Origin of the sequence: Bacillus sp. AFS017336 (assembly GCF_002555445.1) — a bacterium.
Taxonomy (GTDB): Bacteria; Bacillota; Bacilli; order Bacillales; family Bacillaceae_G; genus Gottfriedia.
Genome location: NZ_NUCO01000021.1, coordinates 83,766 through 98,243 on the forward strand (window position 1 = coordinate 83,766; position 14,478 = coordinate 98,243).

Annotated in this window: 12 protein-coding genes; 6 read left to right on the forward strand and 6 right to left on the reverse strand. The window is 33.5% G+C overall.

The features are described 5' to 3' along the window. Position 1 precedes the first annotated feature (1 nt). From CN601_RS12180 to CN601_RS12200, 5 genes are all read right to left on the reverse strand, one after another. Positions 2-877 carry a metal ABC transporter permease gene (locus tag CN601_RS12180; RefSeq protein WP_098171210.1) on the reverse strand — a complete coding sequence of 292 codons (876 nt, stop codon included), beginning with the start codon at positions 875-877 and terminating at the stop codon, positions 2-4. Further along, a complete protein-coding gene (locus CN601_RS12185; protein WP_098120577.1) occupies positions 874-1,623 on the reverse strand; it encodes a metal ABC transporter ATP-binding protein in 750 nt (249 codons plus the stop codon). Before CN601_RS12185 ends, CN601_RS12180 begins: the two co-directional genes overlap by 4 nt. Positions 1,624-1,909: 286 nt before the next feature. Further along, the gene (locus CN601_RS12190) at positions 1,910-2,575 is read right to left on the reverse strand and encodes a DUF2642 domain-containing protein (protein WP_098171211.1); all 666 of its coding nucleotides are present in this window, start codon (positions 2,573-2,575) and stop codon (positions 1,910-1,912) included. 35 nt (positions 2,576-2,610) lie between these two features. Then, the gene (locus tag CN601_RS12195; protein WP_098171212.1) at positions 2,611-3,969 is read right to left on the reverse strand and encodes an arsenic transporter; all 1,359 of its coding nucleotides are present in this window, start codon (positions 3,967-3,969) and stop codon (positions 2,611-2,613) included. 248 nt (positions 3,970-4,217) lie between these two features. Then, entirely contained in the window at positions 4,218-4,547 is a 330-nt protein-coding gene (locus CN601_RS12200) for a DUF1904 family protein (RefSeq protein WP_098171213.1), read from the reverse strand. 1,003 nt (positions 4,548-5,550) lie between these two features. On the opposite strand from CN601_RS12200, the gene qoxA reads away from it, so the two are divergent. The 6 genes from qoxA to katG all read left to right on the forward strand — a co-directional run bounded on the left by qoxA (position 5,551) and on the right by katG (position 12,877). Further along, positions 5,551-6,423 carry a cytochrome aa3 quinol oxidase subunit II gene (qoxA, locus tag CN601_RS12205; protein ID WP_098120573.1) on the forward strand — a complete coding sequence of 291 codons (873 nt, stop codon included), beginning with the start codon at positions 5,551-5,553 and terminating at the stop codon, positions 6,421-6,423. Between the two features lie 2 nt (positions 6,424-6,425). Then, the gene (gene qoxB / locus CN601_RS12210; protein ID WP_098171337.1) at positions 6,426-8,390 is read left to right on the forward strand and encodes a cytochrome aa3 quinol oxidase subunit I; all 1,965 of its coding nucleotides are present in this window, start codon (positions 6,426-6,428) and stop codon (positions 8,388-8,390) included. Beyond that, complete coding sequence (locus CN601_RS12215) at positions 8,359-8,958, forward strand: cytochrome c oxidase subunit 3 (protein ID WP_373604976.1); 600 nt, start codon at positions 8,359-8,361, stop codon at positions 8,956-8,958. The genes qoxB and CN601_RS12215 overlap by 32 nt, the downstream gene beginning before the upstream one ends. Continuing rightward, entirely contained in the window at positions 8,955-9,236 is a 282-nt protein-coding gene (gene qoxD, locus CN601_RS12220; RefSeq protein WP_098120571.1) for a cytochrome aa3 quinol oxidase subunit IV, read from the forward strand. The genes CN601_RS12215 and qoxD overlap by 4 nt, the downstream gene beginning before the upstream one ends. Positions 9,237-9,659: 423 nt before the next feature. Continuing rightward, on the forward strand, positions 9,660-10,154 hold the full coding sequence (locus tag CN601_RS12225) for a hypothetical protein (protein WP_098171214.1): 495 nt from the start codon (positions 9,660-9,662) through the stop codon (positions 10,152-10,154). Between the two features lie 524 nt (positions 10,155-10,678). Then, positions 10,679-12,877, forward strand: a complete 2,199-nt coding sequence (gene katG / locus CN601_RS12230; protein WP_098171215.1) for a catalase/peroxidase HPI — start codon at positions 10,679-10,681, stop codon at positions 12,875-12,877. A gap of 260 nt (positions 12,878-13,137) precedes the next feature. On the opposite strand, the gene CN601_RS12235 is transcribed toward katG, so the two are convergent. Continuing rightward, positions 13,138-14,349, reverse strand: coding sequence for an MFS transporter (locus CN601_RS12235; RefSeq protein ID WP_098120568.1), 1,212 nt, complete (start codon positions 14,347-14,349; stop codon positions 13,138-13,140). Positions 14,350-14,478 lie beyond the last annotated feature (129 nt).

Consider the following 14,478-nt stretch of genomic DNA (forward strand, 5'->3'; position numbering starts at 1 on the left):
ATTACTTTTGAAATGAAATACTTTTTTTATTTTTCTTTGTCTTCATTAATTTCCATAATAGGCCTTGAGAAGGAGAGAAGAAAAATGCCATTGCAAAGAAAAATGCTGCTACAAGTACAATAGTTGCTCCGGATGCCAAATTGTAAGTGAAGCTAAAATATAGTCCGATGACGGATGATACTACCCCTAATGAAGCAGCTAAATAAATCATGATCCAAAGACGATTTGTTAATAAGTAAGCAGTCGCTGCTGGAGTGATCAGCATGGCAACGACAAGAATAATACCTACTGTTTGTAAAGAGGCGACAGTAACTAAAGTTAAAAGAACCATTAAGCCATATTGAATCCATTTTGTAGGTAAACCATAGCTTTGTGCCATCGTTGGGTCGAAGGTTGAAACAAGTAATTCTTTATAAAATAAATAGACAAGGCTAATGACAACGATACCGATACAGGCTGTAATCAACATATCAGAAGAACGGACTGATAATACATTTCCAAATAAAATATGATATAAATCTGCACTGCTTTTCATAAAAGTGACGAGGATGATACCGACTGCAAATACAGATGTAAACATAATTCCTATTGCCATATCATGTTTAATTCGACTATTTTGGCTAACAAATCCAATTCCGATAGCTGTTAATATGCCAGTAACAACCGCACCGATAAAAAAGTTAAATCCTAACATATATGAAATCGCAACCCCTGGCAGAACAGCGTGTGAAATCGCGTCACCTATTAATGCCATTCCTCTTAAAACAATAAAGCAACCAATGACCCCACAAATAATTCCAACAATAATTGATGTAAATAATGCCTTTTGTAAGAAATCATACGTCATTAATGCTTCAAAAAAATTGAGTACACTCATATTAAATTTACCTTATCCCTTTCAACAGAATAGAATGGATGATTTGTATATGCTTTAGATATAATTGTAGGATTTAGAACTTCCTCAACCGATCCATAGTGAATAAGACGTTGATTCAGTAATAATAATTCGTCAAAGTAAGTTTGTGCCTTAGTTAAGTCATGATGTACTACAATGATTGTTTTACCTGCATTACGCAATTCTTTTAAGATTTTGATAATGGTATCTTCACTTGTCATATCAATGCCTACAAAAGGTTCATCCAAAAATAAAATGTCAGTATTTTGTGCTAAAGCTCTTGCTAAAAATACACGCTGTTGCTGGCCACCTGAAAGTTCTCCTATTTGTCTATTTTTAAAAGATTCCATTCCAACTTTTTTTAAACATTCCATTGCAAACAATTTTTCATTTTTTTTTGGCTTTCTAAAAAAGCCAAGATGAGGAAATGTACCTAATAGTACAACATCTAAAACAGTGATTGGAAAATCCCAATCGATATTATTTCTCTGGGGAACATAAGCGACCATTTTTCGATTTGTTCGAATGGCACTTCCGTTAACTTTAATTGATCCTTTATCGTGTGGAATTAATTCAAGAATTGCCTTTATTAAGGTTGATTTTCCAGCTCCATTCGGACCGATGATCCCAACAAGCTTCCCTTGTTCTACTTCAAAAGAAACATCTTGAATGACAGGGTTTCCATGATAGGATACAAAAAGCTCCTTAATTGTAATTGAATGGCTCATAAATACGCCTCCTTTTTACCTTGTCTATAAATTTTGTGTTAGGGCAACTTTTTAATCAAAAAAATATTGATTTAAAGCATTGTATGTAAGTTAACATTAAAAGATGATTAGAAATGTTGCTCTTGTACAACTTTTTTGTGTTTATCAAAATTGTAATTGCTACCATAAAATTTGTAAAGAAAAAATTAGAATCGTTTAATGTAAAGAATGAGGATAGGGAGGAACGTAGCTTTTTAAGCAAAAAAAAAAACCTTTAAATACAACGCGTATCAAAGGTCTTATCTAGCTATGGTAAGTGAACAGATTTTATATGTCCTAGCTTTAAATAAACATTTTCTCCACTTGCTACACAAAGCTCTAATTGATTATTATCTACTTTGTTTAAACGCCCAATTTTCATTGGATCTGTTCCACCATCGAAAATTACCAACTTACCAATTTCTTTTTTTATCTGACTTTCAAATGATCTGTGTAATGGAGTGGTAGAAGGATGAACAGTTAAAGTATCATCATTTAAATTATATGGAACAACTTTATGATTATATGGCGTTATCCATTTTAAATGCGATAAAGAGATATACATTGTATGAAATACAGGTGAATAAAAGACTAAATAATCACTTAGTACATTCATAACATATCCATGAAAAGTTATATTACCAGTTACATAGATTTCTGAAAAGATACCTTTAGCATTTAGTAAAATTTTGCGATAAGAAATTGTCTCCATTTCTTGAGTAATGGATGGTTCATTAGGGTTCTTTATTTTTTCTTTCAATTCATCCGTTTGATATACCATATGGATATGCATCCAAGGAATATAATAATATTTTATACCATTGAAAAGGACTAAAATATCTTGTCCTAAATCAGTAAGAATACCTTCGAAAATGACATCTCCAGATAGTTTTACTGAAACTTGTTCACCAAGCAATGTTGATACATCACTCACTTTAATCTCCTCCTATAGGTAATTAAAGAACTAAATTAATGAGCAAAAAATAATTGGATCCAATAAAATAATAATATTAATGTAATAATAGTAGTTAATGGGATCACAATTATTGTAACGCTTAAATAATCTTTCCATTTTACTTTAATTTTATTTTCTTTTAATATGTGCATCCAAATTAAAGATGCTAATGTTCCAATCGGTAATAATAGTGAGCCAATATCACTACCGATAATATTTGCAAGATAAATTGCTTTTAGGGTTACTGGATTTAGACCCATCTCAGTTAAACTGATTGTGCCAATCATCAGAGCAGGGTGATTGTTAAATAAATTGGATAATAGACTTACTAACCCACCCATTACTAAAGTAGCATTAAATAGGCCTTGGTTAACGATTGGTTCAAGTTCTTTTACAAGAAACTCTGTTAGACCAGCATTATGAAGCCCAAAAATAATTACATACATAGAGAATGCAAACAAAAGTATTTGCCAGGGGGTCTTTTTTAAGATATCCACTGGGTTTGTTCTTAAATGGTACCATCTCCATATAAGTAAAATGAGTGAGCCGAGTACCGCAACAAATTCAATTGGAATCGAAATAAAGGATGCAACGAAAAGCAAACATCTCATAACAAATACGAAAGTTAATATTTTAAGCATAAACTTTGTTCTTTTTCTTTTCGTTTCAACAGAGATTTTTGTTTTTAAAGGATGAAAATTTTTGATGAAAAATGATTCTTCAATGTCATTTGTTGAAGCAGGTAAAACTTCTGGAAATTTACTCTTTAATACGAAATACATCATGAGTGACATAAAGGATAAGCCGATCATTGTTGGTACAAACATCATTAACGGCTGCATATATAGTGGCATGTGAACGATTTTTAAACCGATTAAATTTACGATATTACTTACGCCTATTGGAGCACTCGAAGCGGTAGCAATTAATGCACCGGATAATAGGTAAGGTATTTGTTGATGTGGTTTTAGGCGGAGATTTTTTAAAAGAATAATTAGAATTGGTGTCGTTATTAAGATACTACCATCATTATTAAATAGCAGTGTCATTAAAAAACATAGTAATTGGATATACCAGTATAGGCGATAACTTGATCCTTTAGCTAATGTTACTAGGCGTGCTGCGGACCAGTGGAAAAATCCAAAGCTTTCTAAAATAACTGCCATAACAATTGTTGCAATAATTGTTATAGAGGCCCCACCAATTTTACTAATGATGTCAAGAAGGTCATGGCGACTGACGATTCCAGTTAGTAGTATTATTACTGCCCCAATAGTAGCAGGCCATGCTTCATGAATTCCTTTTGGTCTCCAGAAAATGACAGCCATTGTCATTATGAAAACAAAAGCAGTCACAATAATTTCAAAGTTCATTCTCATTCACCTTTCTCTAATCGGAAGTATTTTGGTTACCTACTTGTCCGATTAATATACTAATATTCAATTTTATCGATCATGTACTTAGTTAGATAACTATTTTTTTTAGTTTGTATATTTGTCCACATAGTAAAAATACCGTGAAATGACATTGTCCTATAGGTACAGTTGACCTATAAAAAATGGAAATTATATAAAATAAAAAGGCCAGTGGATTCACTGGCCTTTGTTATTTCGATATAGTATTATTCGAATCTCTTTCCATTAATGTAATAGCTATCTTCTTTATATGTAATAAATGCTATTTCAAACTCTGGAATATTTAATAAATTAACATGTTTTTTGATTGTTGCAGCGAAACGATCTCTTGTCTCTACACCCCGTTCAAACCACTTTACTTCAATAAATGGAAAACTATCTACGACTTCACCATCAAAGATTGAGGTAGAATGGATACAATCGATCGTAAAATTGTCAGTTCCACATTCGCAAACATTTGCAAGTTCTTCTATTAATGGCTTGCTAATTTTACAAATATCATTTGTTGAAATACCTTTAATTAATAATTGCGGCATACTTGTCCCACCTTTTTTCTACAATTATAACCTATTTGATTTCTAATATTAAACGAGATTGAATTTTAACAATTGGATTTAGAAAATAAATCAACATACTAAAAAATATGAAATGGATGAAAACAATGGTGATCTGCCATCGTATGAGGTAAAGGCGGTTGGCATGGAAAGAAGTAAAAAAATTATTAGTGAATGCAGGACATATAGTATTTAAGGCATGATAATGTTTTACTGCTTTATAAAAAATTACAATAATTGGTATTGATAATCATTTTCATTTATGGTAATCTAGGATTATAAAAGAAGTGTAAGAAAAAGCCATTGTTTTTCTTAGTTCTTCGATTGGATACACATTTTAAAATTAATGTGGAATGCAATCCTAGAACCCCCCCAACCCTAAGAAGAGAAGAACATGCTAGGACAGTAGTTCTTCTCTTCAATAAATTAATAACCCTGTTTTTGACGCAGAGAGATCTGCGTTATTTTTTTTGTTCATTTAGAAAGTATCAATTGGCAACGGTGAAGATAAATCGACGTAGATGCCACTTTTAGGGATAAGTGCAACTACGCCTTTGTATTCACCTGACGGATTGCAAATCGGTGAGTTTTCTTTGTCCGAAAATACTGATTATTCCGTAAAAACTGTTCAAAATTATTATACTAATTTAATAATATGGAATTTTGAAATTGTGAACAAAAAAGTTAATCTAAATCTAATATTTGTCTAAAATGTGAACGTTGTGAAAAAGTGAGCATACATATCTATTCCTTGATACATATAGGTTTTTAGGAAAAAGACATATTTGTAAATATGTCTAAATTGTGAACACTTATTTTTTCCTTTCAAAATAGAAATTAATTGTTTGTTTTTTTAATTAAAGTATCTTACTATAACTGTGGACATTGTTTGTCATTTTGGTGACAATTTATAAAAATACTTAACTAAGAAGCAATTCAAAAAACTGTTTTGTACTTTTACTTACTTAAAGGAAGGAAGAGCGAGATGAAAAAATTTCTAATGAGCATGATGATCATGCTGGTTGCATTAGTATTGGGCGCTTGTGACAAGATTGCAGTTCTTAATCCAAAAGGTCCTGTTGCTAAAACGCAAGCAGATACGATTATCTTCTCAATGTTAATGATGTTAGGAGTTTTACTAGTAGTTTACATTCTTTATATAGTTATTCTTTATAAATATCGAGCTAGTAAACTTCCAAAAGATTACGAACCACCTCACGAAGAGGGAAGTAAAACTCTTGAAATTATTTGGACGGTTATACCGATCATAATTGTTGCAGTTTTATCAGTAGTAACTGTTAAAACAACAAATGCAGTAGAAAGTGTTCCAAAAGGTCATGAAACTGATAAACCACTTGTTATTTATGCAAGTTCTTCAAACTGGAAATGGCATTTCTCATATCCAGAACAAGGAATTGAAACAGTTAACTACGTGAACATTCCAACGAATAGAAACGTAGAATTCCGACTATATTCATTTGGTCCGATTACAAGTTTTTGGATTCCTCAATTAGGTGGACAAAAATACGCAATGAGTGACATGGTAACTAAATTAAACTTTGTTGCTTCAAATGAAGGTTCATTTATGGGTAAAAACAGTAACTTCAATGGTAAAGGCTTTGCTGGAATGGAATTTGAAGTACTGGCAATGAACAATAAAGATTTTGACGGCTGGGTTAAAGACGTTAAAAATACGGCTCCTGCTTTAACAGAAAAAGAGTTTAATAAATTGCTAAAAATTGAGCATTTAGGCAGAAAGACATATTCTTCAACCCACTTAGAATTTAGACCAGCTCCAGAAGGAAAAAATGCAGGTCATGATCATGGTTCTATGGATAATATGGAGGGGATGAAATAATGATGGGTTATAAATGGGATCACTTTTTTGTAACAGGTGAGCCAATGATCTATGGCGCAATGGTGAGTATCGTTATTGTTTCTCTCGCTATTGTTATTGGTTTAACCAAATTTAAAAAATGGGGTTATTTATGGAAAGAATGGTTAACAACAGTTGACCATAAACGTATCGGTGTAATGTATATTCTTTGTGCATTATTAATGCTTTTCCGTGGCGGAGTTGATGCCTTATTAATGAGGGCACAATTAGCAGGACCAGATTTAAAAATATTAGACGCACAACATTATAATGAAATTTTTACAACTCACGGCTTAATTATGATTTTATTCATGGCGATGCCTTTCATTATTGGTTTAATGAATATCGTCATTCCATTACAAATCGGAGCACGTGACGTAGCATTCCCTTATTTAAATGCAGTTAGTTTCTGGTTATTCTTCGCAGGCGCAATGCTTTTAAACTTAAGCTTTGTTATCGGTGGATCACCTGATGCTGGTTGGACAGCTTACTTCCCACTAGCTAGTAAAGCATTCAGTCCAGGTGTTGGAAATAACTATTACGCAATCTCGCTTCAAATTGCTGGTCTGGGTACATTAATGACTGGTATAAACTTTATCGTAACAATTTTAAAAATGCGTGCACCAGGTTTGAAATTAATGAAATTACCAATGTTTACTTGGAGTATCTTAATTACAAACGTTATTATCGTATTCGCATTCCCAGTATTAACAGTAGCTTTAGCATTAATGATGTTTGACCGTGAATTTGGAACACAGTTCTTCACGATGGCACATGGTAATGATATGCTTTGGGCGAACTTATTCTGGATTTGGGGACATCCTGAAGTTTATATTGTTATTCTTCCAGCTTTCGGTATTTATAGTGAGATTATTGCAACATTCTCAAGAAAGAATTTATACGGATATAAGAGCATGGTTGTCAGTATGATCGCAATCTCTGCTTTAAGTTTCGTTGTTTGGGTTCACCATTTCTATACAATGGGTCAAGGTTCTGTTGTAAATGGCTTCTTTAGTATTACAACAATGGCCATAAGTATACCAACCGGTGTAAAAATCTTTAACTGGTTGTTCACATTAAGGAAAGGTAAAATCGAATTTACCGTTCCGATGCTTTATTCATTAGCATTTATTCCGATTTTTACAATCGGTGGTGTTACAGGGGTAATGCTTGCAATGGCAAGTGCTGACTATCAATATCATAATACGATGTTCCTAGTTGCTCACTTCCATTACGTATTAATACCAGGTACAGTATTTGCTGTAATTGCAGGTTTCTACTACTGGTTCCCAAAAGTTTTCGGTTTCAAATTAGATGAAAAAATTGGTAAAATTACGTTCTGGACAATTATTGTAAGTTTTAACGTAACATTCTTCCCATTATTCTTATTAGGATTAAAAGGTATGACTCGTCGTACTTATACGTATAGTGCAGATTCAGGTTTTGGTCCTTTAAACTTGATTGCTTCAATCGGTGCTGTAGGGTTAGCAATCGGATTTATGTTACTTGTTTACAATATTTATTACAGTGTACGTTATGCACCAAGAGAAACTACTGGTGATCCATGGAATGCAAGAACTTTAGAGTGGGCTACAAGCAGTCCAATTGCTCCTTATAACTTTGCAGTAATTCCGAAAGTAGATTCATTAGATCCATTCTGGAAAGCTAAAAAAGAAGGTAAATCTTTACTTGAGGGTGAGATTACAGATATTCATATGCCAAGTAATAGTGGTATACCATTCATTTTAGGTATGGCATTTATGGCATTTGGTTTCTTCTTGATTTTTGAATGGTGGGTTCCAATGATAGTATTTGCAGTTCCGATTGCACTTTGCTTAATCGCACGTTCATTCCAACGTGATCATGGATTCCATATTCATAAAGAAGAAATTATTGAAACAGAGAAAAAATTACGAGGTGATCATTATGAACAGCAAGCCTCTATATAGTCTAGGAGAAGAAAGTTCTAATAAGATTCTAGGTTTCTGGATCTTTTTAGGAGCTGAGATTGCTTTATTTGGTACATTATTCGCAGTTTATTTCACTTTAGCAAATAACACAGGTACAGCACCTACTCAAAAAGAATTATTTGAGATGAAAGGTGTAATGATTGAAACATTTGCCTTATTAACTAGTAGTTTTACGATCGGTTTAGTTGTTAACACTATTAAATTACATTCAAAAAAAGCTTTTATTAGCTTCCTTATTATTACTTTAGCTTTAGGTGCAGTTTTCTTAGGAGTAGAGATTACAGAATTCTTTACTTATGTACATGAAGGTGCGACGATCCAAAGTAGTGGGGCTTTATCAGCGTTATTCGTATTATTAGGTACTCACGGTGCCCACGTATCATTCGGTATGTTATGGGGTATTGCAATCTTAATTCAAGTATCTCGTGAAGGTATTACTGAAACTACTGCAAACAAAACATTTATTTATTCATTATACTGGCACTTCTTAGACGTAGTATGGATCTTTATCTTTAGTTTTGTTTACGTGAAAGGACTGATTGGATGAGCGCGTTATTCCCTAAGCATCAAGTGGTTGGCTTCATCCAATCACTTGTTCTAACAATCATAGCTTTAAGTGTTTACTATTTACATTTACCTTTTAATGTGTCACTTATTATCTTAATAGTAACGGCATTATTACAAGGTGGTCTTCAATTAATTGTTTTCATGCACATGAACGAAAATGAAAATAAAAATGTATTATATATCAATTTAGGTTACGCAGTATTTATTGCAGTGGCAATAGTATTTGGTACTCTTTGGACATTAGTTTGGGGTATGTAATATGAGAAAAGCTCTTCGGTGATCGAAGAGCTTTTTTATTTTGTTAAGGTAAATTGAAGTAAGAAGAATAATTGTATAAGGAATTTACAAAGCTAAAAATTAGGGTTGATTATAAGCAAGGAATTTATTCAATTGGTTGTTTTAGAAATAAGCCATTTTAATGTTGATTCAGCTTGCAATATAAGAGAAGGTTTTATAAAATTTTTTGAGCAACTTACTCTTTTTTAAGTAAATTTAGTAATTACTCTAAGGAGCATTTCTCTGAGAGAAAGGAACACTTCTTTTTTTTGTGTATATGGCAGAATAGTTGAATAAGTTACACATCAAATTCAACGAAAAAAGTCAATTTACCACTAATTACAAATATTTCTATATTAGATATAATCACCATATTATAGTATTTGAAATTCTGGAGGAATGAAATTGGAAGATCCAATCTTTCTTTACAAAAATAAACCATTTGGAATTATTTTAATGGATGTAATTTTACTAAGTGGTATTTTGGGTTTGATAGCGTGTTTCATAATAGGAATCGTTAAAATGGATTGGCTTTTCATTGTTATGTCGATCATATTTACATTGATGTTTTATTTTTTATTTATTCCTGAACGAAAAAAAATACGAGGGTATGTAGCTGTATATTCGAATAAAATCATTGAAAAGAAAAAAACCACAAAAGAAGTGAAATTGAACGACGTTATAGAAGTAAGATATATTAAAAAAGAAGAATATATTGCAAGACAGCCTTGGAATATTGATTATTTACAATTTTATTTCAATAACCATGATGAAACTATTTTAATTCAGCCTTCATTTGGCGGTACGGTTGCACCTTATAATATGAATGATGAAACAAAGGAGATCCTATCATTTATAAGAGGGAAATTTCCAGATATTAAGGTAACTAAGGAAAAATAAAGACTTAACATTGGATATCGCGTTTTTAGCTATTGCATTTCGACCGTTGGATAATAAATGGGGAGTAAACTTATATTAAAGTTTATAAGCTGCTTAATAGCAGTTTTTTTTGTAGTAAATGGCAGGATACTAGAACAAGGAAAACAGGAATAAAGTATAGAATTAATTACTAGAATAGTACAAGCAAATGATTGTAAAATTTCATTCATTAAGTGACTTTTCCAGTTGAGATTTTATAAATAGTGTTTCCTGCTAAGCAAAGAAATTAGAAGAGTTAGTGAAGGGTGCAGAGTTGAATTACAAATAGCTTATTATTAATCGATAGAGTATGAACAAACTCACTAACCAAAAATCTATTTTACTAATGACATATAATGTTCATCAATTTATCGAAAAATTCATAATAGTGATACTTATTTCTGTTAATATAAGTAATAGTTTAATATAATGATTACATAATCATTATCATATCTTGTTAGTTACGTATATTTACGTATACATAAACTCTTGAGGAGGAAACAAATATGGAAACTAATGAAACTTCTAACGTTGCAAAGTGCCCATTTAATCACGGTAGCGCTACTACTCCCAAATCATCTGGTACTGCAAATAAAGACTGGTGGCCAAACCAGCTAAACTTGAACATTCTACATCAGAATGACAGAAAATCAAATCCCATGGACGAAGAATTTAATTATGCAGAAGAATTTATGAAGTTAGACTATCAATCTCTTAAGCAAGATCTCCATATTCTTATGACAAACAGTCAAGATTGGTGGCCTGCTGACTATGGACATTATGGTCCGTTCTTTATTCGTATGGCTTGGCACTCTGCTGGTACATATCGTACGGGTGACGGCCGTGGTGGAGGGGGAACTGGCACACAGCGTTTTGCCCCACTTAATAGTTGGCCAGACAACGGAAATCTAGATAAAGCCCGTCGTCTGCTATGGCCAATTAAGCAAAAATACGGCAACAAAATCTCTTGGGCTGATTTATATATTCTAACAGGAAATGTTGCTATTGAATCAATGGGTGGAAAAACATTTGGATTTGGTGGAGGACGTGCAGACGTTTGGCATCCAGAAGAAGATATATACTGGGGTAATGAAACAGAGTGGCTAGGAGATAAGCGATACAAGGGTGATCGTGAGCTTGAGAATCCACTTGCTGCTGTTCAGATGGGACTTATTTACGTTAACCCTGAAGGTCCAAATGGTAACCCAGATCCGGTTGCAAGTGGTCGTGATATACGCGAAACCTTTGCACGTATGGGAATGAATGATGAAGAAACAGTTGCATTAATCGCTGGGGGGCATACTTTTGGAAAAGCTCACGGTGCTGGAGATGCTGCTCATGTTGGACGAGAACCAGAAGCTGCTCCTGTTGAAGCTCAGGGCTTAGGCTGGCTAAGTACTCATGGCTCTGGAAAAGGTCGAGACACGATCACTAGTGGAATTGAAGGTGCTTGGACTGCAAATCCAACAAAGTGGGATAATGGTTATTTTGAACTATTGTTTGGATATCAATGGTGGCTTACTAAGAGTCCTGCAGGTGCGTATCAATGGCTTGCTGTAAATCCTCATGAGAAGGATCTTGCACCAGACGCTGAAGATCAATCTGTTCGTGTTCCTACAATGATGACTACAGCCGATATGGCATTGCGGTATGATCCAGAATATGAAAAAATTTCTCGTCGTTTCTATGAGAATTCAGAAGAATTTGCCGATGCATTTGCTCGTGCATGGTTTAAACTAACGCACAGAGACATGGGGCCACGTTCAAGATATTTAGGTCCTGAAGTTCCAGAAGAAGTGCTAATTTGGCAAGATCCTATACCTGCTTTAGAAAATGAAATAACTGATGCTGACGTTGAAAAGATTAAATTAATGATATTAGACTCAGGACTTACAATTAATGAGCTAGTAAAAACTGCTTGGGCTTCAGCAAGTACTTTCCGTGGTTCAGATATGCGCGGAGGTGCTAATGGAGCACGAATCAGACTTGCTCCACAGAAGGATTGGGAAGTAAGTCAACCTGAACAAATTACAAAAGTACTAAATGTACTAGCAAATATTCAAAATCATCTAGAAAAGAATGTTAGCTTGGCGGACTTGATTGTACTTGGTGGTAGTGCCGCTATAGAAAAAGCTGCACAGGATGCAGGCTTTGATGTATTAGTTCCATTTTCTCCAGGACGTGGCGATGCATCGCAAGAACAAACAGATATCGAAAGTTTTGCAGTGCTTGAGCCGATTGCTGATGGATTTATTAACTATCAAAAGAAACAGTATAATGTAAGTTCAGCAGAGCTACTAGTTGATAAGGCACAGCTACTAGGTCTTACTGCACCAGAAATGACTGCACTAATTGGCGGTATGCGTGTCCTAGATACTAACTATAATGGTACAAAACATGGAGTTTTCACTGATCGAGTTGGCACGCTTACTAATGACTTCTTTGTAAACTTGCTGGACATGGGAGTAGCCTGGGTGCCTGTAGACGGAGACGTATTTGAAGGACACGATCGTAAGTCAGGTGAAATAATACGTACTGCAACTAGCGTTGACCTAGTGTTCGGCTCAAATTCGGTTCTACGTGCGATTGCAGAAGTGTATGCCCAAGATGATAACAAAGAGAAGTTTGTACGTGACTTTATCGCTGCCTGGGTTAAGGTCATGAATGCAGATCGTTTCGATCTTGTTCGAGGAAGTACATTCTAAAATAACTATGAAAAAAATAAAAATCCTCCTGATATTTTAGGGAGGATTTTTCGATTTCTTTTACTAGTTTAAAATCAGTCGAATTTTGATTAATGCAATAAAAAAGGATTTTATTGTTAGTTAAAAGAATTATTAAAAGGCTGCCTATTTGACAGCCTTTTAAAATTCAAAAACCAGGTTTACTTTATAATGAGCTAATTTATTCAATATCGGCTCACTATGGCCGAAGAGTAGAGTCATTTCTTTTTGCAAAAATATCGTTAAACTGTCTTTTTACGATCATTTGGCAGCATAAATGCTACTAAGCCAAGTAATGGAAGGAAACTACATAAATTCATAACGAATTTAAGGCTAGTTGCATCTGCAATTACACCTAGTAAAACAGCTCCTAAAGCACCCATTCCGAATGCTAACCCAACGATTAATCCACTAACTAAACCGACCTTACCAGGTACTAGCTCTTGAGCATAAACGACTATTACACTAAAGGAGCTTGAACTGATGATCCCAATTAAAAATAAAATTGGGATCACTGCTAATAAAGATATGTGAGGAAGCAATAGGGCTAGAGGAAATGTTCCAACTAATGAAAATAAAATCATATTACGTTTTCCAATTTTGTCAGCTAAACTTCCCCCAATAAATGTTCCGATTACACCTGCGATCATAAAGATAAATAAATATAATTGTGTACTTTTAATTGATAATCCATAGCTTTTAATTAAATAAAATTGATAATAGTTGCCTATGCCCGCTGAATACCATGAGCGTGCAAAAGTAATAAAAATTAACAAAATAATAGCAAATTTTACGGCCGATGTTATTTTGATACTTTCAGTTGAAGATTGACCTTTATTTTTTAATTTAAACGGATTTTCTTTTAATTTATTTCGATACCATGTGGATACATAAATTAACACACAAATACCAATAGCAGCTAGAATAGTAAACCAAGCTGCGCCTTTTTGTCCTAGCGGTACAAATATTAATGCCGTAAATACTGGAGCCAGTGAGTTTCCTGTATTTCCTCCAACTTGATAGATTGCTTGAGATAACCCTCGTTTTGAGCCAGATGCTAAAAACGCTACTTTAGATCCCTCAGGATGGAAGATGGCTGATCCGATACCGATTAATAGAACAGATAATAAAACCATCATTAAATTTGGTGCAAAAGCTAAACAAAGCATACCTAGTAAACTGGATGACATTCCAATTGGAAGGAGAAATGGTGATGGCTTTCGATCTGAAAAAATTCCAAATACAGGTTGCATAACAGAGGAAGTCATATTTAGCGCAAAGGCTATGAATCCAATTTCAGTGTAAGTTAAATTCATCGTCTTTTCTAAAATTGGAAATATGGCAGGTACAACTGCTTGCATCGAGTCATTTAATAAATGACCTAAACTAATAGCAAATAGAATTTGATACATGGTTGATTGATTAATAACCTTTGTATTAACTGCTGGTTGCATAATATCCCCCTTTCTTATTGACTTATCTATCATAAACTAATCTTCAAAAAATTTACACAATTTTGATTCATAGTCTTTTCATTAAACTTTAACCTCTATTATAATAGAGGAAATACATTGAAATGCTTT